A 25,533-nucleotide genomic window follows, 5' to 3' on the forward strand; every position below is an offset into this window, starting at 1 on the left:
GCCCAGAAGTCTATCGAACCAACTCCAGATACAAGTCCCGCCAGGTCGGATTAACACCCTCAATCAAATCAAGCTTCCACGCCCGCCGCCAGCGCTTCAGTTTCTTCTCTCGAGCAATTGCATCCCCAACTCGCTCAAATTCTTCGAAGTAAACCAACCGCGACACGTCATACTGAGCCGTAAACGACACCGCCACTTTCTCCCGATGCTCATGAACCCGCCGCGCCAAGTCATTGGTCACGCCAGTGTATAGGGTCCCGTTTCTCTTGCTGGCTGTCATGTACACGTAATAGGCCATACCTCACTCTGCGCTGAAGCAAGTGCGGTCGCAACATCATGAAATAGCCAGCTCGTTATCAGAGGTAATTTCCAGCTGGGTCCCGCATCAAGTGCGGGATGACGTCCTTTGGGGCTCTCGCCTCAATCGCTGCTGCAGCCGTTTCACATACTCTCCAGCTGAATCTCACGCCTTGCCGATCCCTCACCATCCCCTTGCACTCACAGCGCTTCCCTCCACCGTCATCCCGCACAAGCGCAGCGCGATGCGGGACCCAGAGCGAGAAGGCAAAGAGGTTGCGTTTAAGGATGCAACAACTCCCTCGCCTGAAATCTGTGAGTGCACAGCAGGGGGCTGCATCGCGTTCAGGGTGATGTTTGAGGCAGTAAGCCCTCGATGATTGATCTTTGCTTGCTGGCTATAATGTTGCTCTGCTCAAAAATGGTAGAGTTAATTAAGTGAACCTGTGAGGACGTTAGCTCGATAAGTTTTCTGTCTAAGTTCTTACCGTAAGGTGAGATCGCAACTTTTGGGGATATTGGAAACCAAAGTTCCGTTGCTGGATTCTTTAAATTTCCTGTTCCTTGAAGTCTAACAAATGGATGGTCACCAATTATAAACTCGTCAGATTGATTTCGAATTATCCCATATGCAAGACCACGGCGGTCAAGTATTTGAAGTACTTCGTGCCCGAGATTTTTTCGTGCTAGAACGCTAGTATTTTGTTTAAATTTGCCAAAGTTTGCGGGGTCTTTTACTCGCTTTAGCTCTTCTGGATCGACTCTTATATTATTTTGCCCTGCATATTTTTCAAAATTTTCTGTTTCTCGCGCCCATACTTCGTCGAAGTCAGAATTGATGCCAAGTTTTAGAAATGAATCTGGAGCTCGACTATGCTGGTGGAAAAAGAAAACATTCCAAGTGTATTTCTCATTTTCAGAGATATTCGGATAAATATTTTTTTCTGTAAACTCGATTATCTTCTTGGTAATGGGTGCTGTATCAGATTCAATTTGTGAGTATTTCTTTTCTAGCTCCCTTTCTTTGTTTCCTTTTTTATCGATGAATGTGTTGAGCTCTTTTTTTACAAAGACATTATTGATCCCTGTTTGAAAAATTTTCCCCTGCCTTCGTACCCAAAGCAAATCTGAGCTATTAACGAACTTACCGAGAATAAAGCGAGGCATGTAATGGTGACGTATTGGGTCTGACATTTAAACTGAAATCTCATTGAATTCTTTGGCTTACTTATTTGCGATCGTAACCTGAAACACACTCTCCACAAAATCCCATAGCTACCCCAACACCATCGCGCACCCTACTCTCTGACAAATGTACCCAGCAAGATCGACTGGGTAGCGATACAAAGTTGTCGATTGACAACTTAACCGACGAGGGACTAGGCTTTTGGGGAGAAGGCGGCATGCCAAGAAGGAGGTTGAGGCGGTCCTTTGCGAGCTGGAAGAGCTTGGATGGACGGTTAGGCTTCGCAATGGCAAAGGCCATGCTTGGGGGTTGCTGTTGTGCCCCTTTAATGATGAGCAATGCCGCTGCGGTGAGTTCTGTCAAATGTCGATCAGTTCAACACCACAAAATCCGTCAACGCATGCAGCCAAACTCAAGAAGAAGGCACTGAGCTGCATTTACCTGAACCAGAAGGAGGCTGAGGATGTCGAACCTGTTTGAATTCGATCTCGTGTTTGCTCTGGGGGAAGGGGAGCATGACGTGTTTGAGCTAGCTGATGCTGTCTATGCGGTGGGTTTTGATGATGCTGTTGTCGGAACAGGGCAAGCGGGCCTGCTCGCCGTTGCGCTGGAGGTTGAAGGTGAACAACCTGATCAGGTCATTTTGGAGGCCGCACGCTCCATTCTCCCGCATCTTCCAAAAGGAAGTACTTTGAGAGAAGTGCGGCCTGATCTGGTGAGTCTGGCTGATGTTGCTAAAAAACTCAGTGTGCAACGGCAAGCCTTGCAAAAGCGCAAGATTCCACAACCTGCAGTGCAAGGCCTCTATCGGGTAACTGAACTGGCAAAATCGCTTGAACAGCAAGTTGAGCAATCCACAGCAGGCGCGCGCCGCCCTCGGTTTTCTATGGACGCAGCAAAGCCTTGGCTCGCAGCTGGTGCTGGAGCGCAAACGGTGAATGCCCGGATGGCTTTGGGTGAGCTGGATCCACAGTCGCTACAACCACGCAAGCGCTCTACCTAAACCGTCACTGCACTTCCCCCACCGCCGTCATCCCGGACAAGCGCAGCGCGATGCGGGACCCAGAGCGAAAAGGCAGAGCGGTCGAACTGGAGGTGCAACAACACCTCGTTCTTGGAAGTTGGGAACATCCAGCTGGGTCCCGCATCTAGTGCGGGATGACGGCAAGTGGCTCGCCTCCCACCGTCTCCCCTCCGTCACACAACGCATGCTTGTAAACGTTGGCCATTGACACCGCATGCATCTGGTTGCATGCTCTTGGGTGAGGCCCAAAACCTCTCCAAACAGCGGTACCCGCTCCCGTTAACTAGCGGATTTTTTGTGCCTTTTTTCCAAAAGTGCGCAAACCCTTCGTTATGAGCGGGAGGGCGGTGAATACAATACCTTCTTCGGAGGGGAATAAACCCGCCTGTCTGTTTGCAGGTTTTTGGCCTCCCGCTCGCCAGCGAGTCCCAAAAGCTCTTTGTCGTGCGGCCTTCAACACCCTAAACAGAGGGATTGAATATGGTCGACTCCGCATGCGCATGCAGCGCCACAAACACTCTTCAAAATGAAATTGACGAAGTCCAGATCGTCGTCTCTGATCTTCAGAACCTCGCGTACATGCAACAGCTTGTACTCAGCGAGCGCGTGAAGAACAGTTGCGAGCGGGATGCTTTGCTCACTTTGCACCACGCTTTATGTGACCGCCTGGAGGCACTGAAAAAGTCCTGCGGATTATTGGAGCGGGTCGCCCTTCCGCAGCCGGTCAACACCAATGTTGTGTCTCTGGATTAACGCACTGTGACAGGTGCTCGGGCGGTGTCACACGCACCCCGTGTTCACTGCCACAGGGAAGCCTCCACACCAAGGCCTCCAACCTCAGGTGAAAGGCACAACCCCGCAAATGAGCACCCTGCTGGTCTGCGGCCGGGCAACAAGCGCCCGCAGGCCAGCATCCCAAAGGGCAGGGGATGCACTCCAATCTGATCAAACGCAGCGCAATTAGGCTCTCTGAGCGTGAAAGTGATTCATGCTAATCAATCAAAAAATAATGGCAGGAGTTGCTAATATATAAGTTTATTGTGGAATAAATAGGATGTTTTGACGAATCGTGAAGCCGGCCAAACCGGGTGATATACACCCCGTAAAACCCAAAAACCCTTGGTATTTCAGGGAGCTTGTAACGGCAGTTGTGTCGCGCCGCGGCAAGGCACCCCCGTCAAGCCACTGTCTCTAAGTAGTTTTTCCTTTTGACTTTCAGGCCAATTCGCCCAAACTCCGTTGTGTGTAATCAATTAGGTCTTGAAGTTACATTGGGACTAGGAAAATGCGCTGGTATCAGCTGTATTTGAATATCTTAAAGAGAGATAAGCTGCCTTGGCACATCGAAGATGTTTCCATGGCCAATAATCTGCATCTCGTCTGACGACCTCCGCCTGCAGTGGAGTCGCTCCTGCTGCACGGCCGCATGTAAGCTAGCCTCCTGCCTCCTATAGTCCACCAAAGATGCAGAGTGTAGAGGCCAGCCAAACATGCAACACCCCCAAAACAAGTAATATTAGGCACTCATTCCAACACTGCATCCCCTACGCAGCAGAAGAACTGTGCTTTGATATTGGCAATACCATCGGCACCTCCGGTTTGCGCTGCAGGTGTGTCGTGATTGCTTCAGATAATGACGTTTGTCTTTGCTCCTGTCTCCCAAGTGTTGAGCGCGCTTGGGGCAGAAGAACGGCACCGCCATGCCTGAGACTTGCAGCGGGGAAATATACAGATCACAGCACAGCCAAGATTATGCAGGCAATAACTCTGCATGATCAAGTAATACTCATGTAAAAATCAGCGCCTTGTGTATTGCATAAAGGTACATGTGTCTGTGATCTGTATATATAAACGATTATTTATTCACATATCCATATTGTTACTTATTGTGATGATCGAATATTTGGATAATTAATGAATACGAAGATTGGGAAGCGAAATTGTTTTCGATTCGTAAGTAAATAAACTTCGAAATCGATAATTTCTTCACTCCTTGAGAATTCGGAGAGACATGGTCCCTCCGCCCTATTGGTAAAGAAGCAAGTAAGAGGACGTTCTTATGACTAAGTTTATGCCAGAGCCGTTCAAGATTAAATCTGTTGAACCAATGTACTTCATTTCTGACGAGCGTCGCGAAGCGGCAATCCAGGAAGCTGGCTTCAACACATTCCTGCTGAAGTCCAAAGATTGCTACATCGATCTGCTGACCGACTCCGGTACATCCGCGATGTCCGACAAGCAGTGGGCTGGCCTGATGGTTGGTGACGAAGCTTACGCTGGCTCCGAAAACTTCTACCACCTTGAAGAAGTTGTTAAAGAGCACTTCGGCTTCAAACACCTCATCCCTACTCACCAGGGCCGCGGCGCAGAAAACATCCTGTCCACGCTCACAATCAAGCCAGGCGACTACGTTCCAGGCAACATGTACTTCACCACAACACGTTTCCACCAGGAACGTAACGGTGCAACATTTGTTGACGTAATCTGCGACGAAGCCCACAACCCTGACCTGGCTGACGTGCCATTCAAAGGCAACGTGGACCTTGCAAAACTGCAGAAGCTCATCGACGAAGTTGGTGGCGAAAAGATCCCTTACATCTGTCTTGCTGTAACCGTGAACCTGGCTGGTGGTCAGCCTGTTTCCATGGGCAACATCAAAGCAGTAAGCGAACTCTGCCACAAGCACGGCATCAAAGTGATGTACGATGCAACCCGTTGTGTAGAAAACGCGTTCTTCATCAAAGACCGTGAAGCTGGCTTCGAAGACAAGACAATCAAGGCAATCCTCCTTGAAATGTTCTCCTACGGCGACGGCTGCACCATGTCCGGCAAAAAAGACTGCCTGACAAACAACGGCGGTTTCCTCTGCATGAACGACGACGACCTGTTTGCTGAAGCAAAAGGTATGGTTGTTCAGTTCGAAGGCATGCCTTCCTACGGTGGTCTCGCAGGCCGCGACATGGAAGCAATGGCAATCGGCATCAAGGAATCCGTTGAATACGACTACATCTCACACCGCGTAAACCAGATCCGCTACCTCGGCGAACGTCTGGAAGCTGCTGGCGTGCCAATGGTTAAACCTTACGGCGGTCACGCAATCTTCCTCGATGCACGCGCATTCCTGCCACACCTTGACCAGCAGCAGCTCCCTGCACAGGCACTTGCCGCAGCGATCTACCGCACCTCCGGTGTACGCACCATGGAACGCGGCATCGTATCCGCAGGCCGCGACGTTAAGACCGGTGAGAACCACGTTCCTAAGCTCGAAACAGTTCGTCTGACTATCCCACGTCGCGTATACACATACGCACACATGGATTACGTCGCAGATGCGATCATCGAGCTCTACAAAAACCGCGAAAGCATCAAGGGTCTCGAGTTCGTATTCGAACCTAAGGTACTTCGCTTCTTCACTGGCCGTTTCGAAGAAATCTAAGAACTAAGCCATTGAAGTGACTAGCAATAGTCAAAGACTAAACTGCATTGGAGGAGAGCCCGTGTGCTCTCCTCTGTTGTTATCAAAGCACAAATCTTACCCATCGTAAGTCTATGTGCGCTTTTCGGGAAAGCTCTGCCACGGGGCACTTACAAAATCGGCAGGTGTTTTCTCAATTGGTCACGGCAAATGCCGGAGTTGGGAGGCTCAACATGACCATTGCTTCTGAGCAGGTTCCTACTGCAGAGACAGTTGAACCAAAATCTACCAAGAAAAGCCAGGGCACAATCTTAGGCGCCAGTGTGATCGCTGCTGGCACCGCCGTCGGCGCGGGCATGTTCTCGCTCCCTGTTGCAAACAGTGGCGTATGGTTCTCTGTTTGTCTGGTTCTGATGATCGTTGTTGGTTACATCATGCACACTGCATCGTTGTACATCATGGAAATCACGCTTCATTTCCCTGAAGGGTCCAACTACGACAGCCTTGCCAAGGGCACCATTGGTAACGTGGGCCGTGTGGTCAACGGTCTGTCCGTTGCCTTCCTGTGCTACGTTCTCACCTACGCCTACATCTCAGGTGGTAGTTCGATCATCACATACTCGCTGTCGATTTTTGGTGACGTCAACATGTCATCAGGGGTGGCGAGTTTGATCTTCGCAGTCGTGCTACTATCGATTGTGATGATGGGGACCCGAGCTGTTGACCGTGTGAACACTGTTCTCATCGGCGGCATGATCATCACGTTCATGATCAGCTTGAGTTCATTGATCGGCAACTCATCTACAACGAACCTGTTCCCAGAGATCTCTCTCGGCGATCGCATGCCATATGCGTTCTACACCATCTCCTTCTTGGTGGCGAGTTTTGGTCTTCAGATTACAGTTCCAACTGTAACCAACTACCTGGGTCTGGATGCGAAGCGGACAAGCAAAGCGCTGCTGATCGCGATTTTCCTTGCAGGCTTCTTCTACTTCCTCTGGATGTTTGCAGTATTCGGAAACATCTCCCGTGATGACTTCCCTGCGATCATCGCTGAAGGTGGCAACATCGGTAACATCATCGGTGCTCTGAGTAAGTCTGGTATCAGTGAAAACATCTCTGTAATCCTGCAGATCTTTGGCAACATGGCTGTTGCAACATCCTTCCTGGGTGTCTCTCTCAGCCTGTATGATTACATCTCCGACTTGTTCAAGTTCGATACAGCTACCGTTGCTGGCAAAGCAAAGACTGTAGGCATCGCTTTTGTACCAACCATCATCCTTGCTATCCTGTACCCACACGGGTTCATCGCAGCAATCGGTTATGCTGGTGTGGTTCTGGTGATCTTCTCCTTGCTGGCGCCAATCGTAATGGTTCGCATCTGTCGTGAGCGGAACCCGGACATGTACCAGGTCCCAGGCGGCAACGCCCGTCAGGCAATGGTATTCGGTTTCGGTATCCTGGTGTTCATCATCACTGCATTCGAACTGACCGGTAACCTGCCAATCTTCGGCTAATCCGTTTGAAGAGAAAGCAATAAAGACGACTATTCAGTCGGGGCAAAACCTGATTGCGAGGCAAACCACAAGCCCCCGCAATCAAACCAACTGACCCTCAAATGTCAGCAAAAGACTTGCCGCAGCCCTTCCCGCTGCGGCAAGTTTTGTCTATTCCAACAATGACTGATCAGGTGTAGTCGAAAGTAAAACCGCGCTCTAAGAGGACGACTGTTTGCCCTCAGGCAACCTCTCACCAAAAACGCAAAGCAACACCGAGTGCCAAATATCAGATCGGCAATTCAGGCGGGGTAGCTGTCCATTGTTGCATTTGCAAAGTACCGCGCCAATAACAAGGTCAGAGCTGGAGTGTCGGGCCAGAGTGGACATTCGATAGCGTCAATCAAGGCTTGAGATCGTACTACCTCAATATTATAAAATACACGCCTCCGGTATTTTCTTCGAAAATAAATATTCACGCAGTCGAAGCACTAAATGATCATGGTGTAGGGTTGAAGGAGAACGAGTTTTTCTTGCTTTCAGGACCGATCAGAGTAGCAAGAATTGTAGATTGTTTAGCATATCTTACATAGCCTCTTGAAAAGAGAGCTGAGAATAACTACATAAACAAAGCGCGTTTACAGCCATCATTGGCTATCTTTTCTTCCGGCTTGCCGGTTTGCTAGGTTCCCCCTGATTTTGAGAATGTTGCACCCCATGTACATATCGAACATGGGAAATACGCCCGCTTAGCCCGGGTAAAGTTACAAGGTATCAACCATGACACACGGCACTGTAAAATTCTTCAATTCCACAAAAGGTTTCGGCTTTATTTCTCCTGAAGATGGCGGAAAGGATGCATTTGTTCATATTTCTGCTGTTGAGCGGGCAGGACTTATGGGTCTCGAAGAAGGTCAAAAAGTTGCTTATGAACTAGAAAGCGGCCGCGATGGCAAAGCTTCAGCTGTGAATTTGCAGCTGGTTGACTAATAAAAGATCAGGGCTGCGCCTGTTGCGTAGCCCTAGTCCTTATAGAAGGAACCAAAATATGCCTAATATTTCAATGTCATGTGCAAAAGATCGATTTGCTGCGATTGAAAAAAACAAAAAAAAAGAACTCACCGATGAAGAGGAACGGGCTCTGCAATTAAGTGAAAAAACGTCTCGCCTAAAAGAACTCCGTCTTGCTAAAGAAGCTACCGATAAAAAGCCTCGCCCTTTGATAAAATAGTCTACCAAGTGATTGGCAATCAGCGAGTGCACAAGATATCGCTAAATATCTTGGGCTAAGATCTATTCTTTGATCTAGTAGATATAAAGTTCAAGAAACTATCTTTCTCTAAGATTTACTTATACTAGCCAAATAAATCCGTATTAAAATTTAAATTGATTGAACCAGTGCGATAAGATGTGCAATATGTACATAATGGAATATTGCTTTTGGGGAAGTAGTATTCTCTGGCCAAGCGACTGTACATAAGTACTAAAGCGTTTTTGGTCATCACAGATTGTATCCTAAATGATCAATGGTTCCGTGAAATTCTTCAATTCTGAGCAAGGCTTTGGCTACATTCAGGAGGAAGGTACAAATTCACAGTTTCGCGTCCTTCGTGCGTCCTTAAATCGTGCTGGTATTAAGAAATTGGCTGAACGCCAAAAAGTACGTTTCGATACGCTTACAAATCCTGCAAACGGGAAAATAGAAGTCAACAATATCGAAGTTGCCTAACAAAAGACGGTCCCTAGACACGTAACTTTCTTACTCATGACAGTGGTGTTTATCAGACTTGCAGCTGGTCATATACACTACCTCACAGCTGCTCCCCCTATTCCTACAAGATCTTAGTGCCGTGAATACAGCCATCCTCACCCGGCACTGTGTGAGTTAAATCCACGTTTTACCGGTCAATTATCCTCGCCACTTCCCGTGCTCTAAACAAAGGGCCGGCAATTTGCTTGTCAACTGATGACTGAGCAACGAAAGAATGGTCCAATGACAGAACGAACTGATCTTGCTAAAATTGGCTTAACCGCAGAATTAATTGGTCCTCTCCAGTTTCCCAATCCAATTGCAAACAATAACCATCGGCAAGATTTGCAGGAACACTCCTCAAAATTGAAGAGCCACATTGCAGTTGTAGCGACCAATACACATGATTTGAAAGAAACCGGATTTGGATCGATTGAGACATGTCGCTTCTTTTACGATGCTCTAAAAGAAAAATATCAAACAGTTACGTTTCACGAGATTTCTTCGATATCCAGTTTGAATGATATTGTTACGTCTAGACCAGATCTTGTTGTCCTTTGCAGTAAATACTTCCTGGATGTAAGTAATAATACAAAAACTTGGTTTTCAGATTACTTTTCTAAGCATGCAATTGCTTTTACCGGATCTGATCGTAACAGCCTGGAGTTCGATTCCAATAAAGGAAAGGCTAAGACGGCTATACAAAACCACGGTATTGCTACTGCAAAGTTTTTCCAAGCCTGCCCTGGCCAGTTCGAAACAGAAGACAAACTCCCTCTTTTTCTTCCTCTTTTCGTTAAACCAATAGATGCTGCTAATGGAAATGGAATTGATGAAAACTCGATAGTTCGCGACTTCGAAAGTTATCAAAGTAAAGTCAAAGAACTTTTCGAAAGCTATGGCGCAGATGTTCTGGTCGAGGAGGTGCTACCGGGACGAGAGTTTACCGTTGCAATCTTTGACGACCCGGAAACCAATTCAAGATCTATTATGCCTGTAGAAATCATAGTTCCCAAGAATGAAAAGGGTGATCGAATATTGGGATGTGCTGCAAAGCAGCAAAATCATGAGTTACTCAGAACTATTACCGAACCCACTTTGAGCGCTGTTTCCGAGCTTGCAGGCAGTGCTTTTACGGCATTAGGAGTTAAGAGTTTTGGTCGGATTGACATCAAGCTTGATGCAGAAGGAAACCCCAATTTTCTTGAAGCAAACCTAGTGCCGGGTATGACGCCCGATTCAAGTTACTTCCCGAGGGCTTGTTCATTACAAACTGGGTCAAAATCGAAGACGAACAGGCCGTCAGCGATGACGCATTCTGAGGTTGCCTTGAAGATCGTTGAACTCGGCCTCAATCGCATCAACACATTACAGCAAGTGGGCTAATTACAATCGTTTGCTACAGCGTATCTCCGAAAGGTGGAAATCGGCCTTCGGATAAAGATACGCAAAAACAAAGGCTAAAGCAGTTCATGTGTTTCAACTTAATTGCGAATTGATTTAGGTAGTTCTTGGCCTGAGGTGAAGTAGGTTATTTCTCAGTAAAGCCTACTTCCTACTCTTTACGTGTTGCCGAATTAGACCCAGATAAGGTTCAATTATCACTCTCGCAGGGAGTGCTTTGTTTTAGAAAGAAAGTCGGGTAGGCTAACTGACTATCACGCTGTTCCAACCGCTCCTCACGCAAATATCTCCCCCAATATTTCAAGATGAAAACACGTAACAACTTTATGTTGTGATTCATGTTTCTGTCATACAACTTTCCCACCCGCTTCTCAGAGCTCTTCAGCTTTATATCTGCGTCGGTCACTCAGATTTACTTGAGTACATACATTCCAGCGAACGATGTCCAAAACGAACAAAAACGATAAGGACACAGCATGAAAATTAACGGCGAGCCGCTCAATTTTTTGATTATCACGACGGATGATGAGCGCTTTCCGCCGGTCTATGAAAATGACAGTGCTAAGCAGTACCGGTTGCAGAATAGTGTTGCGCTTGGAAAAATGCGCCAACACGGGTTGGAGTTTCTCAACCACCACACTGCAACCACAGCCTGTGCTCCCCGCCGAACCAGCATTTACACTGGCCAGTACCCATCATTACCCGGTGTCAGCCAAACGCCGGGTATTGGTAATGACATCCGTCACGCACTGGAACAGGTGCCGGTTGAACAGCGCCTGAAGAAACGTCTGCTTCCCCATACATTGAACAATGAAGACAGTTTCAGCCCCGCACCTTTGCGGCGCTGATGGACACTCTGACACCGCGACATCGCGACACCATAAGCAAGCAGATAAGCATCCCTGACTGTTAGCCCAAAAGACGGCAACCGTTCAGCGCAAAAAGGAGATAACAAATGCCGCTGAAATCAGCTTCACGATTAGCAACGCTATGGCTCGTACTCGCGTTCCCGCTGCTCAGTATAGGTGCAGCCAACGCTGAAACCGGCACAGATGCGAGCACAGACCTAAGTCTTTTCAAGGAATGCCCGGTATCTCAGGATGATCCCAACACATTCGCTCTGTGCGCCACAGCCAAATGCTGGACAGTCGACACTGTCGCCTACTGCAAATGCGATGTGATGAACGAACAGAGCATTTCTCTCCCGTTTCATTATAAAGAGGGTGACGAGAAAAAGGATGTCTGTGATCTGTTAAAGGCCGGCATTGATAACGGTTTCACGGTAAGCACCTATGCCACACCGCGCCAGATGGAAACCGATTACGATCCCGATACGGAAAAGCTGGGGCCACCCATGGCGACGTACAGCTGCCCTAACACCGAGAGCGCACCCGCTGGCTACTCTGCTCAATGTGATGGCGGCTTCTGTTTTAACAGCACGCAGGGGAAAGACTTCCCCGGCATCGGAGCGGTCAAGGAAGACGAGATCATCTGTTCCTGTCCCGCAGTGCCCAGCCCATCTGCAGGCTTTCAGATGGCTGGCCCCTGGTTATGCGCACCCGGCGATCGCAACACCGATGGCACGTGCTGCGATAAGTCGTTCCACGACAAGCTTTGTTCAGTCAAATCAGTCAATTCCACTGGCACTGAGCTTATGGTAGGTGCGCCTCTGGGAGTAGCTAAATTGCTCTCGAAAAAGTTGGACGGTAAGGATCCGGCCATCAACCGCTGCGTTTTTAAATAGGCAGCAAGTGCATCAGGCTGGCGCTTAGCAGCCAGCCAGCACTACGATGATGTTGTCATGATCCTTCCACCTGAAGCCATCAATGACGTTGATTTCAGGGTCGTAACCGTAATATGAGCAGCCGGGCGAGAGCTCGATCGCTGTCTCTGCTAATTTCAATCTCTCATTCACAGACAAGCTTGGCGAGGCGATGGGCGCACGGGTCTCAGGATCAAGTTCAGTAAACGTCACAGCGACCAGGCTTAGCGTGCTGCCAGTTTGCTCCTGAAATGAAGGCCTTTCTTGCCAGGAAACGCTCATATCACCGATGGCAACATGGTGCGGCTGTGTAGAGACAACCATATTCTGAGCTGAGGTGGTTGAGGCAGCGTCATAAACAGGGCTTGCAGCGTCTTCTGCATTGCTGGCAGTGGCCAACACACAAGCAGCAAAACACAGTCCGAAACGCTTCATAAACATGGCTGAAATTTCCTTCGCAACTTTCCGCCCTGCAACACTCTGAATATGAGTGGGTAATGAGAGATGAGCGCCTGGCCTCTGGAAAGTTAAAGGAGAGGAGGCGAGATCTTTCCCTCCCTGCCTGAGCCACCCCTTACAGTCAACGGATCTACTGAAGAAACTAAAGGTTTTACAAAGTCTCAGTCTGTGAGGGAGTGCATTCTGATAAATCTCTCTTCGCCTCTGCATCAGCCGAAACTTCAAATCCCCAAAACCGTAAAGCGTCAGGGCCGATCTGGCGCAACACCTGCTCAAAGCGGGGAAGGTCAACGCGGCTGCGCAAAACCTCAACCACACGTGCAGGCGTCTTATCATCCGCAAAGTTGTGATGTGCCCTGAGAGCTTTCACCTCAGCAGCCCAATCGTGTTCAGCGCCAAAGTCCGCAGTGTAGTCGCTGCTGCTCCAGCCTGACGTGAAAATCGCCCGAAGAACCGCTGGCAGCGTATCAGCAAAGGACAGAACCTGCTCAGCGTCCAGTCTCCGGCGGAACACCAGCAAAACAGCCTGGACGCATGTGTAGGTCTGATTACGAGTGGTCAGGCCAAGCGCGTCCTGAGCATCAGCAAGGAAAGATTCGTACTGCTGAGAGGCCAGCTGATACTCCTGAGGCATAGGCATGAAGGTAACTCCGAAAATACGGGTGATCGCTCTATGTACGACCTTAGCTCAGGTTTTCGCGCTGCAAAAGTGACTGATTTTCAGCTGACTCTTAAATCGATTTAACTTAGGTAATCTACGTATATGTACCATAGCTGCGAGTAAAGGTGAGGTCAGTGCTAGAAAGTTTGTGATCAAGAATAATAAAAGAAATAATTATACTAAGTTGTGCAGTGCGAAATGAAATGATGAAGAAATATCGCTTCTGACCATGAGTAAATTTCACATTAGTCAAATTATAAATTCATATTGACATAGGTCAAAATGCTATCTACGCTTTAAATGTCATTGAAGTGGAGGCACTATGACTTTCGGCTTGATACTATTCATTTGCGTATTCTTGGCGATCCTTGGGATGGTTGTGATTTCAGAGTTTTCTTCACGGAATAAAACTGCAGATCGCATGATCGCGGGTTTAGACGCTGATCTCAGCAAAGAATAACTCGGACAGAGATTCAGTCGAAGTGTGAGGCGCTGACTTTAAAGGACGGTTTGAAGGCGGCATCACCTCATAACGATAAGGCGGCTAGAGCTAGGGTATAGGGGGACTCTAGCTCTGCCGCCTTCTTCGTTTTCAGCCAACCCGCACGTGGGGGCGGGGGATGACGCAGTCTCAATATGCCGTAATCATCAGCCGCTCAGAATGAATAGGCGCACCGGCTGAGCCAAATATCAGGCCGCCATAACCTGCTGCACCAACCTCCGGCAAACTCTCCGTCTTCACTGCAGAAACATGCTGAATTTCCAGCACCGTATAAGGCCGCTGATAGGTCCAGGTCCGGTTCTCAACTCCGGTGAGATCAGGGTTTGGAGGCTGTTCAGTCGTGAAGGCGTAAAAGTAAAGCGTGAAACCAAAAGGCTCGACAGGCTGAACAGAGAGCGGCGTCATACCCCAACTGAGAATATCGGGCTCAATTGCCGTAATGTCGCCAGCGCGCAAGGTCACAAGGCTGAGATGCGGACCTCCACCTAGTCGGCTCTCATCAAACTCCAGATCAGGCCGATCGCCTTCAAACCAATGGTCAATCAGCTCAATCACAAAACCTTCCGGATCTGTGAGTTTGGCAAGATACCCAACATCCCGAAACTGCTGCGGTCCTGTAACATAGACACCGCGCGCCTGAAGCTGGGCACAAGCCAGCTCGATATTGGGAACTGAGAGTGCAATTTTCCAATAAAGATCGGTAGCTTGCGGCGTGTAAGGCGCCTCCGCCTCAGTGAACAGAAGTGCCGTCTCTTCCGCACAATATCCGACCCGCCCGTCACCCTGATCGGACATACCCAGGACATCGCAATAAAATCGCTTTTGAGCCGCCACATCACGGACGCGCAAACGAAGAGTATCAAGCTTTGTCATAACGGGCTGTCCTTTATCAGGGCACAAGGCAAATACGCGTGTTTATTGAGCGATCTCGAAGTGGTCCTCACGCAGCAAAACACGGCCATCCGGCTGCAAAACCCAAAGCTCATTGGTGATAACGCCATGGGCGTTGTTCATCTTCCAGTTGGCTGCAACGCGGGCAGAGGTCTGGTCCAGAACAGTGGTGACGGTACTGCTGTAAACCACATCATCAAATCCCTTGGAGATGATGTCTGTCCAAAAGCCTTCAATCGCTTCGCGTCCTTTAAATGTACCAAATGGCTTCACAACCATCACGGCATCATCCTCATAAAGCGCAGCCGCACCCGCTGCATCACCTGCGTTGAACGCATCACGCCAGGCACGGCTTGCAGTGGCAACAGCGGTGTTGAGCTTGTATTCACCTTCTGCCAGTTTTCCTGCTTCGTCAGCGATGGCTTGTCCGCTCAATCCAACTGCGACAGTAGCAGCGAGAGCGATAGATTTAATGAAAGTCATCACGTGATCTCCGTTCAGATGCGATGTTGATGACTGTCTTTTGCCGCACTTGCATTGTTTGAAAAACACTCTATTTCTGAAATCACTATTCATATGAAGAGAACAATCATGCTCTCAACGCTTCCGCTCTCCTTCGTCACAATTGTCGAGACCGGCTCAATCACACGCGCAGCCGATGAGCTGAACATCGCCAAATCCGCCGTTAGTCAAAATCTGAAACGGCTGGAAGAACAGCTGGATGTAAAACTCGCCATCCGCACCACGCGCCACCTCTCTCTGACCCCGGCAGGGGAGCGCTACTACCAGCGCTGCAAGGAAATCCTCGCGCTCTCACGGCAGGCGGAAACCGAGATGGAGAGTTTCGGAGCGGTCCCGTCTGGCCCGATCATTATCACAGCCCCCCACGCTTTCATCACGCCCGTCATCGCACCGGCCCTGGCAGTTGTGAAAGATAAGTTCCCGAACCTTCAGCCTTCAGTAATAGCGGAGGACAAGCGCCTCAATCTGATCACTGAGGGGATTGATGTTGCGATCAGTGTCGGCCAACTGCCAGACAGCACGCTTCAGGCGCGCCGTATAGGGACCCTGCGCGATATTCTGTGTGCCGCGCCCACTGTTATGGACAAGGCACCTTCCGCTGATGACCCGCTCTACTGGCAATGGGTGCAATCCCTGCCATACATCGCTCATACACGAGAGCCTGCTGTGGTGCGGCATCGCCTCCCGGTTCAGGAAAGTTCAAAGAGCATTGAGGTGAGCTTCAGATCTGCCGTCAAAGCCAACACCATTGAAGCCATCGCAGCTTTTGCTCGAAATGGCCTGGGCGTTGCGCTCCTGCCGGATATCGCGATTGCGCAGGACCTGAAGACTGGAACCCTCCAGCCTCTCCTTACTCTGTCAGAGCCAGAACCAACACCAATTTATGCCGTGCACAGCTATGATACTTTGCCACCCAAATCGGTGCAGGAGACAATCACGGCAATTCAGCAGGCCTTGGCGAAAGCGCTGCAATAAGGCAGGTCTCATCTGATCTCCATCTCAGACAAAACACACAACATGCTCTGAAATCAGAGTGTTTCCGAGAATGAACTCATGAAACCTTCTCTTAAAAGCGAGCGGTATATTTTACCTTCTGACTTTACCTATACGTTAATATGTGGTCCTATGCGGCTATCGTAAGTTGAAAAGATACCGCTATGAAGCAACTGGAAGAAATGATGGCTGAAAGTGAGCAGCGCGTGGAAACAATCACAATTCCCAGCGAGGGGGCCACACTGATTGGCAAAGCCTACTGGCCAGTGGGTGACCCAAAATCCTCAGTCATTATTCACGGCGCAACCGGTGTGCCGCAGTTGTTTTATGCCAAGTTTGCCCGCTGGGTCGCAGAGCAGGGCCATCTCTGCCTCACCTATGACTATCGCGACTTTGGTGCCTCTAAACAGATACATCCACGCAACTCTTCCGCCACGATGTCTGATTGGGGCCTGTATGATCAGCAAGCTGCCTTTGATGCGCTGCTGCAACTGGCTGATACACCCAGCACTCACGTGATTGGTCACTCTCTTGGCGGCTTCATGTTGCCATTCCATCGAAATCTGGACATGGTCGATAAGGTCACGACAGTTGCCTGCGGTCAGGTTTATTGGCGTGACCACCATATGCCATATTTCCTGACTGTTGTTGCCTTCTGGTATTTGCTTGGACCAGCTGTGACACGTATGAAAGGTTATTTGCCCGGTAAGGCACTTGGGATCGGCGCAGATATTCCTGCTGGTGTTTATTGGCAATGGCGTAAATGGTGCACTTCTCCAACCTTCTTCAAGGATGACATCGGTAGTGCTTTACCTTCCATGAACCCGAAGCCCTTCACTGGTCCGATCAAAATCATGTCGTTCACCGATGATGATCTTGCCCCGAATGCCTCCGTTGAACGCCTTCCACCTCTCTACAAAGATGCGCAGGTCACGCGACAAATCCTTAATCCGGCAGACTTCGAGCTCAAGGAAGTTGGGCATCTGAAGGCCTTCGCCAAGCAAAACGCGGTCTTGTGGCCTGAAATTCTGGATATTGCTTGAGGCAGGCCGCTCCACTAACAAAGGGCAAATGAAAAAGACCAGAGCTGACGAGAGCACCTAACCACGCATTAGCGTCAATCTGCTTTACTGGCGGAAAAGCGGATAGTCCTATGCTTCTTCGACTGATCAAAGTTCTGGTCTCCTTGGCGTTCGGCGGTTTTGCTGCTCTGGTTTGCTTCAACAACTATCAGGATACACCGGCAAATCTGGCGTATATTGAAACCGTCATTTCCATGGTGGACACTTTCCCAACCAGCCCCAAGTTCCGGGCTGTGTTTCCTCTGGAAACCGCACCAACCTTCCTCACTATTATCCTGGCCATAGAAGGCTTCATTGCTCTCCTGCTGGTTCTGGGAAGCTTGCGCATGCTGGCCAGCATTCATCGGTCAGCGGCCTCATTCAATCGCTCCAAGTCCACCGTCTCCTTCGGCTTTTGCATCGCCATTCTGCTTTGGTTTGGCATCTTTGTTACAGGAGCAGGAGAGTGGTTCCTTGCATGGCAATCTCCACTCGGGAGAGGGGCCATAGACACCTCCTACAACATCAGCATCATCGCATTTTTGGCGCTGATCTTCGTGAACCAGAAAGAGGAAGACCACGGCTGAGACGAAAGGAAAACCCTGAGATCCACCCAATTAGATGTAACCTAAGACTATCCATCTGAGGCATTTGAAGGACTGCTTTTGCCTAGGAATTGTTCCACGTTTGAAACATCGACCACTTGTGGTGACGGGGAACAGAGATGGATATCAGGTTTGGGAGGAATGTGTTTTCAGGTCAGCCAGCCGCTTCAAACAGGAAGTCGCATAAATCCATACCTGCGCGCTTTCTTGATGATGACTACTTGATTGGCCTTGGCCTGGCCCTGCAGAAGAAAAGGCGGGGCGAGTATCTGACAGGAAGTGGCAATACCGTCCAACGCTATATCGCCAATCAACCGCAGCGGGTGACACTCCAGTACACCAACAAATCCTTCTATTTCTCCTCCATTTGTGATGGCGCCATCGTGGTGTTTGATTATCTGCGGCATAATGAAAGCATGGCACACTTCAACGAGTACGCCCATGTCGGCAAGCGCTTCGCTACCATCAAAAAACCGCAGATCTGCGAAGTCCACCGCGTCGCTGAAGAAACCAACGCCGCCAACGCCATAGACCTGCTCCTCGCCGACTACCCCGGCAACCTCACTATGCTGCACCCGCTCAAGACCAACAAATGGTTCAACAAAGACCGCATAGATTGGTACGCCCGCCAAGGCGGCCGCCACTACCGCATCGAAACCTCAAACCTTGGTTCAAGCCTCTATCAATGGAAAGACAACCAAATCCTCCTGCGCTTAACCCCCGAGCAGATCTTGATGCACACGCAGGTCCGCCTGCAGCGTAATGGCGGAGAGAACTAGCCTAACGGCGCCTTATGCAAACGTGCTCTGGTGATTTTGAGCAGATCAGCCGTTTAAACGAGGAGTCTGCGTCATAAAAAAAGCGACCATTTAGGCCGCTTTCTACGTCTCGGGTTTTTAGTGCTAATCCTCAGGACTTCTTCACGAATTCCGTCAGAATAACAATACGTTGGTCGTTGACACGGCCTTCGATGTGCTCTGCATTATCCTGCACCAGAGTAATGTTCCGCACCGCTGTGCCGCGCTTGGCAGTGAAGCCCGCGCCTTTGACTTTGAGGTCTTTGACCAGCGTCACGGTGTCCCCAGCAGAAAGCACAGCGCCGTGCGTATCCTTGTGCACGATAGCGTCTTCATCCTCTGCCGCTGGCATACCGGACTGAGCCCACTCAAGCGTTTCCTCATCCAGATACAGCGTATCCAGTAGGTCTCGTGCCCAGGCCTCACTGGAGAGGCGGCCAAGCAGACGCCATGCGCTCACCTGAACCGCTGGCTCAGTGCTCCATGCGCTCTCATTCAGGCAGCGCAAATGGTTCACATCCAGCTCAGCTTCACTTTCCAACTGTGCGGAGCAAGTGCCACAAACCAAAATGGATTTCTCTGCATTGCCATCGCTATCCGGACCAACTGCGACTGCAGCAAGATCCTCTGTCACACCGCAAAGCTCGCATTTATCGTCTGCGCGGCTGCGCAGGTCATTCTCAAGGGACATATCTACGTACCTTTTCATAGTCGCATTTGCCAAAAACAAAGACCGGCCTCACATGGGCCGGTCTTGAATCTTAGTATTACTGCAGCTCTAATCGGTGCTCAGTCATCCATCTTCAGCGCTTGAATGAACGCTTCCTGAGGGATTTCAACCTTACCGAACTGGCGCATCTTCTTCTTACCCGCCTTCTGCTTGTCCAGCAGCTTGCGTTTACGAGAAGCATCACCGCCATAACATTTCGCGGTCACATCCTTACGCAGGGCAGAAAGGGTCTCACGTGCAATCACGCGGCCACCAAGCGCTGCCTGAATAGGGATTTTGAACATGTGCCGAGGGATCAGCTCTTTCAGAACCTCACACATCGCACGACCGCGTTTGTCCGCCTGTGAGCGGTGCACCAGCACAGAGAGCGCATCAACCGGCTCGTCGTTCACCAGAATGGACATCCTGGCCAAATCACCAGCACGGTATTCGCTGATTGTATAATCAAACGAAGCGTAGCCCTTGGAGATGGACTTCAAGCGGTCATAAAAGTCAAAGACCACTTCGTTGAGCGGCAAGTCATAAGTGACCATTGCACGAGACCCAACGTAGGAAAGGTCAACCTGCACACCACGGCGATCCTGACACAGCTTCAAGATGGCACCGAGGTACTCATCTGGTGTCATAATGTTCGCACGGATCCATGGCTCGCGGATTTCTTTGATCTTCACAACATCCGGCATATCAGCAGGGTTGTGCATCTCAAACTGAGAACCGTCTGTCATCTCCATCTCATAAACAACAGATGGCGCTGTTGCGATCAGATCAAGGTTGAACTCACGGGACAGGCGTTCCTGAATAATCTCAAGGTGCAGCAGACCAAGGAAGCCACAGCGGAAACCAAAACCAAGCGCAGCCGATGTTTCCATCTCATAGGAAAATGACGCATCATTGAGGCGCAGCTTGCCCATAGCAGAGCGTAGGTCTTCAAAGTCGTTGGCATCAACCGGGAAGAGACCACAGAACACAACAGGCTGAGCAGGCTTAAAGCCCGGCAGTGCTTCGGTGCAGCCCTTTTTATCCGTAGTTATGGTGTCGCCCACACGGGTATCAGCAACTTCCTTGATGGAAGCTGTCAGAACACCAATTTCACCCGGTCCAAGGCGGTCCGTTGCAACGAAAGCTGGGGTCATCACACCAACGCGGTCAACTGGATAAACAGCGCCAGTGCCCATCATCTTGATGGAGTCGCCTTTTTTCAGTTCACCGTCGATGATGCGAACCAGAACCATCACACCAAGATACGTATCGTACCAGCTGTCCACCAACATAGCTTTTAACGGGCCATCCGGATTGCCTTTTGGTGCAGGAAGCTGTTTGACGATTGCTTCCAATACATCAGGAATACCAAGTCCGGTCTTCGCTGAAATCATCACGGAGTCAGACGTATCAAGGCCGATCACATCTTCGATCTGCTCTTTGATGCGATCCGGCTCAGCAGCAGGCAGGTCAACCTTGTTGAGAACGGTCACGATATCGTGGTCGTTGTCGATCGCCTGATAGACGTTCGCAAGCGTCTGCGCTTCCACACCTTGGGAGGCATCAACCACCAGCAGGGAGCCTTCCACCGCAGCAAGAGAGCGAGAAACTTCATAGGCAAAGTCCACGTGACCTGGGGTATCAATCAGGTTCAGCGTGTACTCTTCACCGTTATCTGCCTTGTAGATCAGGCGAACGGTTTGAGCCTTAATGGTAATGCCGCGCTCCTTCTCGATATCCATGGAATCGAGAACCTGCTCCGTCATCTCACGATCAGTGAGAGTGCCGGTAGACTGGATGAGGCGATCGGCCAGGGTGGACTTACCGTGGTCGATGTGCGCGACAATCGAGAAATTGCGAATATTGGACAAAGTTTTGGTCGTCATGGGCGCTCAATTACCACTGCTTTGCTCTATGGCAAAGCACATAATAAGCGCCCACGCGCTTTTTTGCCGTTTTCCAGCCAATAAAGTGAATAGCAATTGGCTTTCTCTCAGATTCTCGCTGCTATCTGGCTAAAAGTGATACTCAAAGCCAAGACCAAACAAATGAGCTGACATATCGGTCGACGCGTTGCCGGAGCCGGAGATATTGTCCGTTGTGCTCAGTGAGAAATCCGCGGTCTGGAAGAACCCGTATTCGAGTGTTGCTCCAAGTTTGGGGTTAATCGCTATGGTTACACCCCCGCGAGCCAACAAGGCCCCAACCGTCGACTGGCTGCCTTTGATTGTGAACTGATCCCCGTTAATTGTGCCATTGATAGTCCCGATGACAGGAAATGCAGCCCCAATGCTGATCCCGGCAAACGGAATGACCTTTTTGGTGAGGGGAGAAAGGGGAGCAGAAAGAATAACGCCGCCCATCACATAGGCGGCGGCCACAGTTCCACTTCCGCCGTCCACCCCGGAAAGGTTAGAAACGCTATTGCTGATGTAACCAGTATCCAGCTGCAGTTTGACAAAGTCCCCAGCCGTTACACCGCCAAACGCGGCGGCATTCCAGCCGATATTGTATTCGAAAAATTTTGTCCGCCCAGTCCCGGGTGTATAAAAATCACCATCAGGTGCGTAAGAAACAAAGGCCTTAGCACCTGCATAAGGTTTGAGTGGAAACATGCCCATCGCCGCTTTTTCAGCCGCTGCCGCAGCTGCTTCTTGCGCAGCCGCCGCCAAATCCGCAGCATAGGAACGGGCAGAGAGTGCTCCTGTCGCCAATAACGCAGAAACTAACATGATCACAGTAGAGGAAAACTTTCCCATTGCGCACTATCTCCTGAAGTCCTGAAAGGGAGATTCGCGCAAATAGACAAGTCTTACCAAATAATTAATGATGTAATTCACAGAACATGTAAAATATAGGTATCAATTACAATGATATAACTTGTCTGATCTCTATGAGGTCTGATGATATTACCAGTAGTCGCTATGCATAAAACAAGGCGGCAACCTGCCGCCTCTGTCAATAGTGAAAATTAGCGAAGTACTTACGTTTGTTACCCGCTAAAAATCATAGCGAAGACCAACGCCGATAAGGTGAGAACTTAGATCTGACTCCAGTGTGTTTTCTACTGAAACGCCGCTTTGGGTTGTTTTTTGCTTGATGTCAAAATCGGCCGTTTGGAAGTAAGTATAATCTGCAAAAAGGTGAGTGTTTTCATACGCCTCATAAGAAAGGCCGCCAGTGAGTTTCCATGCAAAAACATATTGATCTTCGATCTCGATTTGCCGTGTCTGACCCAAGAGCGCATTTGAGAGGATTGTTTTATCCATATCTGGCTTTGCAATGCCAATACCACCTCCCGCGAAGGCCGACAGCTGATCTGTAAGAGCAAAATCAGCAAGTATGTTTGCCATAGTGTATCTGGCAAAGATTTTTCCTCTTGAGCTGTAATCGATTGGAATGGTGTCACTGCTCATATCTTTGACCGAGTTGACAAGATATCCTAGTTCACCTTCAAGACGAAGATACTCATTCAACCTATATCCAAGGCTAGTGCTTGCCGACCATTCGCTTTTATAGTCAAAATCATAGCTATCAGTTGGCACACCTCCGATTGGGTCAAAGGTGCTACGAAGTGAAAATGCCTTTGCGCCTTTGAGCGAGATATACATGCCACTGTCTTGAGCCTGCGCAGCGGATGCTCCGGCAATTATTAATCCAACGCCCGCAATAAGGGTGGAAATACACAGAACCTGTTTCACTTCAAATACTCCAGATATGAAAGTGTAAGCAGATTGATATTCAAGGAGTGAGATAATTGCTGCTGAGTAACGTGTTCACTCTCTGTTAAGTAACGACTACCCGTAGGTGCAGTAATTAATTGATAACCTTAAAATCAACCATTGAAATTTGATGTAATGATCAAAAATTATGGTTAAATTTACGTAAAATAATCTGATAATTAGTAAATTTCAGCTATCTGATGTCCGCCCGGTTTTAACTCCAGATCCCAGACTATCCTGCAATAAACTCAAGTGTTTGCGCGCGGTGTGTTCTTGAGGCCTGTCGTAAAATATGACAATTCTGCTGAAAGTTCAGGCGTATCTATCAAAACTAGGCAAAAGTAGATTTACGGGGCAACACGCATACCTTCGCTCTAGCGTTTTTTGGCCCGGGTATTTTAAAGGGGCTTCCATGAAACTGCGTCATGCAACCAAATCTGATCTTCCTGTCATCCTGGAAATTCACAATGATGCAGTCAAAACTTTAGCTGCAATCTGGACGGATGCTTTAGAGACATTGGAAGACCGTAAGAACTGGTTCGAAAACCGGATTGCTGGTGGGTTTCCGATCATTGTGGCTGAAGACGACAACGGTGATGTGCTGGGATACGGCAGTTACGGCCCGTTCCGTGAGAAGCCTGGCTATAACAAAACCATGGAACATTCAGTTTATGTAACGCCGCAATCTCGTGGAAAAGGGGCAGGATCCGTATTGCTCGAAAAACTGATCGAACTTGCAAAACAAGATCAGAAACACGTCTTAATCGGTGCCATCGACAGCGACAACAAAGGCTCAATCCGATTGCACGAACGCTACGGCTTCAAAGTCAGCGGAGAGCTCCCCCAAGTCGGGTTCAAATTCGGTCGCTGGCTGGACCTGACCCTGATGACGCTCATCTTAAACGAGGATGATGCTCCAGCAGCTTACTCACATGATTGAGATAAGGGGAGCATCACTACTCCCCTTTGCACAAGGCAATCTAAAGGACTAGAGTTAATTTAGGAGGTTACGGCCAAGTAAAGTAGAAAGCGAGGTTCTTTGCAATTTGAACATAGTACGCATTGTGGCCGGTCTTTTTATCGAAGGAGCGTCCTTCTTCATCCATGAAGGTCAGATCTTCAAACAACTCATTTGCATTAGAGTAATCGCCGACATGTGTAATTGAGGAAGTCCCAAACACATACTCTCCATCAGGATTCAAATAAACGATGTAATTGGATTTTGTTTCGAAGCCATAGTCTGCCATATCTTCGATATTGAGTGTACCATCCTTCATCGCTTGCAGCATTTCTTTAGCGATAGGGTCTCCAGTCTTAGCACTGGCATAGATACCCTTCATCAGCTCCTGATACACAGCCGAACTGTTCGGATTAGTCCATTCTTTTGAGATGTCGAAGAACTTTTGGATTGCTGCAGCTTGTCGGCTGCGTTGTGCCAGATAAGAGTGAACTGCGCCTTGCATTTTATCGGTATCGAGGCCGATTAGTACCTCGAATATTTTGCTGATCGCTTTTTTAGTCGGATCATTACTTTGCTCAGCTTCACTCTTTGCATTTTGCCCTTGCTGGCGTAGTTCATTGCCCTGACGTAATTCATTGTCGGGGGTGAAGCGCACAACATCTTCAAGCAAACTAACAGCTACTTCATCCTGAGACATAATCGGTGCAGGATCATAATTACCAGCAAAATTGGTGAATGAAAAAGAAAGACGGACGCCACTAACATCCATAATGTATACCTCTACAGAATATCAATAAATTGCTATTGAAATCAGCATGCGCACTGAAACAACAGACATCATATCTGTAGGTAGCAAAATCTAGCTCTTACATGAGCTGAGAAATAAGTAAACGTGTTTGTATGTGGAGTCAAATACTTGAATTTATTTGATTTTACTACAATTTTAATGTTGTAAGCGTGTTGGGTGTATTTTAGCAGGTTGGGCGCTGTTTACGTATTCATATAGAGCTTACTATGAATGATCATAATTCATCTATGTCATGATGCGTTGATTATGAATACTCTGTCAGTTGGCTAGCTCGACGAATACCGGTTTCTGCCGACACCGCTTGTCTAAAAAATGCAAATCTGTACTGAGCAACCACTCATCTCCTAAGATGGTGGAGTAAAAGAACTCAGTAGTTTGTTTTGTTCCCCATCGAAGCCTTATGGACAGATCGGTTAATTTGAATAAGGGAGTGTTTTGGCTCATGATCATGAGATTAGGAGTGAACAATGGGGCACAACACACGGACCGCCAGCGCTGCAGCTGAGAA

The 25,533-nt window shown here is 48.9% G+C and carries 26 protein-coding genes; 15 read left to right on the plus strand and 11 right to left on the minus strand.

The genetic code is table 11. The features are described from left to right. Positions 1-10 precede the first annotated feature (10 nt). Both PsAD5_RS02730 and PsAD5_RS02735 read right to left on the minus strand, forming a co-directional pair. On the minus strand, positions 11-298 hold the full coding sequence (locus tag PsAD5_RS02730) for a GIY-YIG nuclease family protein (protein ID WP_063291009.1): 288 nt from the start codon (positions 296-298) through the stop codon (positions 11-13). Positions 299-642: 344 nt separating this feature from the next. After that, entirely contained in the window at positions 643-1,491 is an 849-nt protein-coding gene (locus PsAD5_RS02735) for a DUF4238 domain-containing protein (protein ID WP_063291010.1), read from the minus strand. A 455-nt stretch (positions 1,492-1,946) separates the two neighbouring features. Here PsAD5_RS02735 and PsAD5_RS02740 point away from each other — a divergent pair, with 455 nt between their 5' ends. From PsAD5_RS02740 to PsAD5_RS02785, 10 genes are all read left to right on the plus strand, one after another. After that, positions 1,947-2,486, plus strand: coding sequence for a hypothetical protein (locus PsAD5_RS02740; RefSeq protein WP_063291011.1), 540 nt, complete (start codon positions 1,947-1,949; stop codon positions 2,484-2,486). 501 nt (positions 2,487-2,987) lie between these two features. Next, positions 2,988-3,260, plus strand: a complete 273-nt coding sequence (locus PsAD5_RS02745) for a hypothetical protein (RefSeq protein ID WP_057463957.1) — start codon at positions 2,988-2,990, stop codon at positions 3,258-3,260. A gap of 1,306 nt (positions 3,261-4,566) precedes the next feature. Further along, entirely contained in the window at positions 4,567-5,943 is a 1,377-nt protein-coding gene (locus PsAD5_RS02750) for a tyrosine phenol-lyase (protein WP_063291012.1), read from the plus strand. Positions 5,944-6,155: 212 nt separating this feature from the next. Further along, positions 6,156-7,439, plus strand: a complete 1,284-nt coding sequence (locus PsAD5_RS02755; RefSeq protein ID WP_057464244.1) for an amino acid permease — start codon at positions 6,156-6,158, stop codon at positions 7,437-7,439. A gap of 759 nt (positions 7,440-8,198) precedes the next feature. Then, positions 8,199-8,408 carry a cold-shock protein gene (locus PsAD5_RS02760; RefSeq protein WP_057464243.1) on the plus strand — a complete coding sequence of 70 codons (210 nt, stop codon included), beginning with the start codon at positions 8,199-8,201 and terminating at the stop codon, positions 8,406-8,408. Between the two features lie 58 nt (positions 8,409-8,466). Next, positions 8,467-8,649 (plus strand): hypothetical protein, encoded by a 183-nt coding sequence (locus tag PsAD5_RS27775; RefSeq protein ID WP_152986764.1) that lies wholly within the window; start codon positions 8,467-8,469, stop codon positions 8,647-8,649. A gap of 288 nt (positions 8,650-8,937) precedes the next feature. Continuing rightward, positions 8,938-9,147 carry a cold-shock protein gene (locus PsAD5_RS02765; protein WP_063291013.1) on the plus strand — a complete coding sequence of 70 codons (210 nt, stop codon included), beginning with the start codon at positions 8,938-8,940 and terminating at the stop codon, positions 9,145-9,147. A gap of 264 nt (positions 9,148-9,411) precedes the next feature. Then, on the plus strand, positions 9,412-10,554 hold the full coding sequence (locus tag PsAD5_RS02770; RefSeq protein WP_193778128.1) for a D-alanine--D-alanine ligase: 1,143 nt from the start codon (positions 9,412-9,414) through the stop codon (positions 10,552-10,554). A gap of 494 nt (positions 10,555-11,048) precedes the next feature. Beyond that, positions 11,049-11,420: a sulfatase-like hydrolase/transferase gene (locus PsAD5_RS02780; protein WP_063291016.1), complete on the plus strand. Its 372-nt coding sequence runs from the start codon at positions 11,049-11,051 to the stop codon at positions 11,418-11,420. A 107-nt stretch (positions 11,421-11,527) separates the two neighbouring features. After that, entirely contained in the window at positions 11,528-12,316 is a 789-nt protein-coding gene (locus PsAD5_RS02785; RefSeq protein WP_063291017.1) for a hypothetical protein, read from the plus strand. Between the two features lie 24 nt (positions 12,317-12,340). On the opposite strand, the gene PsAD5_RS02790 is transcribed toward PsAD5_RS02785, so the two are convergent. The 4 genes from PsAD5_RS02790 to PsAD5_RS02805 form a co-directional block, all read right to left on the minus strand. Next, on the minus strand, positions 12,341-12,775 hold the full coding sequence (locus PsAD5_RS02790; RefSeq protein WP_208988455.1) for a hypothetical protein: 435 nt from the start codon (positions 12,773-12,775) through the stop codon (positions 12,341-12,343). Between the two features lie 169 nt (positions 12,776-12,944). Continuing rightward, entirely contained in the window at positions 12,945-13,433 is a 489-nt protein-coding gene (locus PsAD5_RS02795) for a DUF2267 domain-containing protein (RefSeq protein ID WP_063291018.1), read from the minus strand. A 652-nt stretch (positions 13,434-14,085) separates the two neighbouring features. Next, positions 14,086-14,829, minus strand: coding sequence for a VOC family protein (locus PsAD5_RS02800; protein WP_063291019.1), 744 nt, complete (start codon positions 14,827-14,829; stop codon positions 14,086-14,088). 42 nt (positions 14,830-14,871) lie between these two features. Beyond that, positions 14,872-15,330, minus strand: coding sequence for an SgcJ/EcaC family oxidoreductase (locus PsAD5_RS02805; protein ID WP_193778129.1), 459 nt, complete (start codon positions 15,328-15,330; stop codon positions 14,872-14,874). Positions 15,331-15,438: 108 nt separating this feature from the next. Here PsAD5_RS02805 and PsAD5_RS02810 point away from each other — a divergent pair, with 108 nt between their 5' ends. The 4 genes from PsAD5_RS02810 to PsAD5_RS02825 all read left to right on the plus strand — a co-directional run bounded on the left by PsAD5_RS02810 (position 15,439) and on the right by PsAD5_RS02825 (position 18,807). Continuing rightward, entirely contained in the window at positions 15,439-16,344 is a 906-nt protein-coding gene (locus PsAD5_RS02810) for a LysR family transcriptional regulator (protein WP_063291020.1), read from the plus strand. 182 nt (positions 16,345-16,526) lie between these two features. After that, positions 16,527-17,405 (plus strand): alpha/beta hydrolase family protein, encoded by an 879-nt coding sequence (locus PsAD5_RS02815; RefSeq protein ID WP_063291021.1) that lies wholly within the window; start codon positions 16,527-16,529, stop codon positions 17,403-17,405. Positions 17,406-17,515: 110 nt separating this feature from the next. Continuing rightward, complete coding sequence (locus PsAD5_RS02820; protein ID WP_063291022.1) at positions 17,516-18,010, plus strand: DUF2165 domain-containing protein; 495 nt, start codon at positions 17,516-17,518, stop codon at positions 18,008-18,010. 137 nt (positions 18,011-18,147) lie between these two features. Further along, positions 18,148-18,807 (plus strand): hypothetical protein, encoded by a 660-nt coding sequence (locus tag PsAD5_RS02825; protein ID WP_063291023.1) that lies wholly within the window; start codon positions 18,148-18,150, stop codon positions 18,805-18,807. A 130-nt stretch (positions 18,808-18,937) separates the two neighbouring features. On the opposite strand, the gene PsAD5_RS02830 is transcribed toward PsAD5_RS02825, so the two are convergent. The 4 genes from PsAD5_RS02830 to PsAD5_RS02845 form a co-directional block, all read right to left on the minus strand. Then, positions 18,938-19,516: a PhnA domain-containing protein gene (locus PsAD5_RS02830; RefSeq protein ID WP_057464233.1), complete on the minus strand. Its 579-nt coding sequence runs from the start codon at positions 19,514-19,516 to the stop codon at positions 18,938-18,940. A gap of 98 nt (positions 19,517-19,614) precedes the next feature. Continuing rightward, complete coding sequence (gene lepA / locus PsAD5_RS02835; protein ID WP_063291024.1) at positions 19,615-21,420, minus strand: translation elongation factor 4; 1,806 nt, start codon at positions 21,418-21,420, stop codon at positions 19,615-19,617. Positions 21,421-21,549: 129 nt separating this feature from the next. Then, entirely contained in the window at positions 21,550-22,293 is a 744-nt protein-coding gene (locus PsAD5_RS02840) for an outer membrane protein (RefSeq protein WP_057464232.1), read from the minus strand. Between the two features lie 240 nt (positions 22,294-22,533). Beyond that, entirely contained in the window at positions 22,534-23,235 is a 702-nt protein-coding gene (locus PsAD5_RS02845) for an outer membrane protein (RefSeq protein ID WP_161831370.1), read from the minus strand. 433 nt (positions 23,236-23,668) lie between these two features. Here PsAD5_RS02845 and PsAD5_RS02850 point away from each other — a divergent pair, with 433 nt between their 5' ends. Beyond that, positions 23,669-24,196, plus strand: a complete 528-nt coding sequence (locus PsAD5_RS02850) for a GNAT family N-acetyltransferase (RefSeq protein WP_063291025.1) — start codon at positions 23,669-23,671, stop codon at positions 24,194-24,196. A 67-nt stretch (positions 24,197-24,263) separates the two neighbouring features. Here PsAD5_RS02850 and PsAD5_RS02855 read toward each other — a convergent pair whose 3' ends face one another. After that, entirely contained in the window at positions 24,264-24,986 is a 723-nt protein-coding gene (locus PsAD5_RS02855; RefSeq protein ID WP_063291026.1) for a hypothetical protein, read from the minus strand. Positions 24,987-25,533: the final 547 nt, after the last annotated feature.

Source organism: Pseudovibrio sp. Ad5 (genome assembly GCF_001623095.1).
Classification (GTDB): domain Bacteria; phylum Pseudomonadota; class Alphaproteobacteria; order Rhizobiales; family Stappiaceae; genus Pseudovibrio.

Excerpts from the sequence above, each read along its gene's own strand:
- PsAD5_RS02730 (WP_063291009.1), bottom strand. The coding sequence starts at position 298 with ATGGCCTATTACGTGTACATGACAGCCAGCAAGAGAAACGGGACCCTA.
- PsAD5_RS02855 (WP_063291026.1), bottom strand. The coding sequence starts at position 24,986 with ATGGATGTTAGTGGCGTCCGTCTTTCTTTTTCATTCACCAATTTTGCT.
- PsAD5_RS02785 (WP_063291017.1), top strand. The coding sequence starts at position 11,528 with ATGCCGCTGAAATCAGCTTCACGATTAGCAACGCTATGGCTCGTACTC.
- PsAD5_RS02780 (WP_063291016.1), top strand. The coding sequence starts at position 11,049 with ATGAAAATTAACGGCGAGCCGCTCAATTTTTTGATTATCACGACGGAT.
- PsAD5_RS02805 (WP_193778129.1), bottom strand. The coding sequence starts at position 15,330 with ATGACTTTCATTAAATCTATCGCTCTCGCTGCTACTGTCGCAGTTGGA.
- PsAD5_RS27775 (WP_152986764.1), top strand. The coding sequence starts at position 8,467 with ATGCCTAATATTTCAATGTCATGTGCAAAAGATCGATTTGCTGCGATT.
- PsAD5_RS02770 (WP_193778128.1), top strand. The coding sequence starts at position 9,412 with ATGACAGAACGAACTGATCTTGCTAAAATTGGCTTAACCGCAGAATTA.
- lepA (WP_063291024.1), bottom strand. The coding sequence starts at position 21,420 with ATGACGACCAAAACTTTGTCCAATATTCGCAATTTCTCGATTGTCGCG.
- PsAD5_RS02765 (WP_063291013.1), top strand. The coding sequence starts at position 8,938 with ATGATCAATGGTTCCGTGAAATTCTTCAATTCTGAGCAAGGCTTTGGC.
- PsAD5_RS02820 (WP_063291022.1), top strand. The coding sequence starts at position 17,516 with ATGCTTCTTCGACTGATCAAAGTTCTGGTCTCCTTGGCGTTCGGCGGT.
- PsAD5_RS02810 (WP_063291020.1), top strand. The coding sequence starts at position 15,439 with ATGCTCTCAACGCTTCCGCTCTCCTTCGTCACAATTGTCGAGACCGGC.
- PsAD5_RS02850 (WP_063291025.1), top strand. The coding sequence starts at position 23,669 with ATGAAACTGCGTCATGCAACCAAATCTGATCTTCCTGTCATCCTGGAA.
- PsAD5_RS02800 (WP_063291019.1), bottom strand. The coding sequence starts at position 14,829 with ATGACAAAGCTTGATACTCTTCGTTTGCGCGTCCGTGATGTGGCGGCT.
- PsAD5_RS02830 (WP_057464233.1), bottom strand. The coding sequence starts at position 19,516 with ATGTCCCTTGAGAATGACCTGCGCAGCCGCGCAGACGATAAATGCGAG.
- PsAD5_RS02840 (WP_057464232.1), bottom strand. The coding sequence starts at position 22,293 with ATGGGAAAGTTTTCCTCTACTGTGATCATGTTAGTTTCTGCGTTATTG.
- PsAD5_RS02740 (WP_063291011.1), top strand. The coding sequence starts at position 1,947 with ATGTCGAACCTGTTTGAATTCGATCTCGTGTTTGCTCTGGGGGAAGGG.
- PsAD5_RS02795 (WP_063291018.1), bottom strand. The coding sequence starts at position 13,433 with ATGCCTATGCCTCAGGAGTATCAGCTGGCCTCTCAGCAGTACGAATCT.
- PsAD5_RS02735 (WP_063291010.1), bottom strand. The coding sequence starts at position 1,491 with ATGTCAGACCCAATACGTCACCATTACATGCCTCGCTTTATTCTCGGT.
- PsAD5_RS02825 (WP_063291023.1), top strand. The coding sequence starts at position 18,148 with ATGGATATCAGGTTTGGGAGGAATGTGTTTTCAGGTCAGCCAGCCGCT.
- PsAD5_RS02755 (WP_057464244.1), top strand. The coding sequence starts at position 6,156 with ATGACCATTGCTTCTGAGCAGGTTCCTACTGCAGAGACAGTTGAACCA.
- PsAD5_RS02745 (WP_057463957.1), top strand. The coding sequence starts at position 2,988 with ATGGTCGACTCCGCATGCGCATGCAGCGCCACAAACACTCTTCAAAAT.
- PsAD5_RS02750 (WP_063291012.1), top strand. The coding sequence starts at position 4,567 with ATGACTAAGTTTATGCCAGAGCCGTTCAAGATTAAATCTGTTGAACCA.
- PsAD5_RS02790 (WP_208988455.1), bottom strand. The coding sequence starts at position 12,775 with ATGTTTATGAAGCGTTTCGGACTGTGTTTTGCTGCTTGTGTGTTGGCC.
- PsAD5_RS02815 (WP_063291021.1), top strand. The coding sequence starts at position 16,527 with ATGAAGCAACTGGAAGAAATGATGGCTGAAAGTGAGCAGCGCGTGGAA.
- PsAD5_RS02760 (WP_057464243.1), top strand. The coding sequence starts at position 8,199 with ATGACACACGGCACTGTAAAATTCTTCAATTCCACAAAAGGTTTCGGC.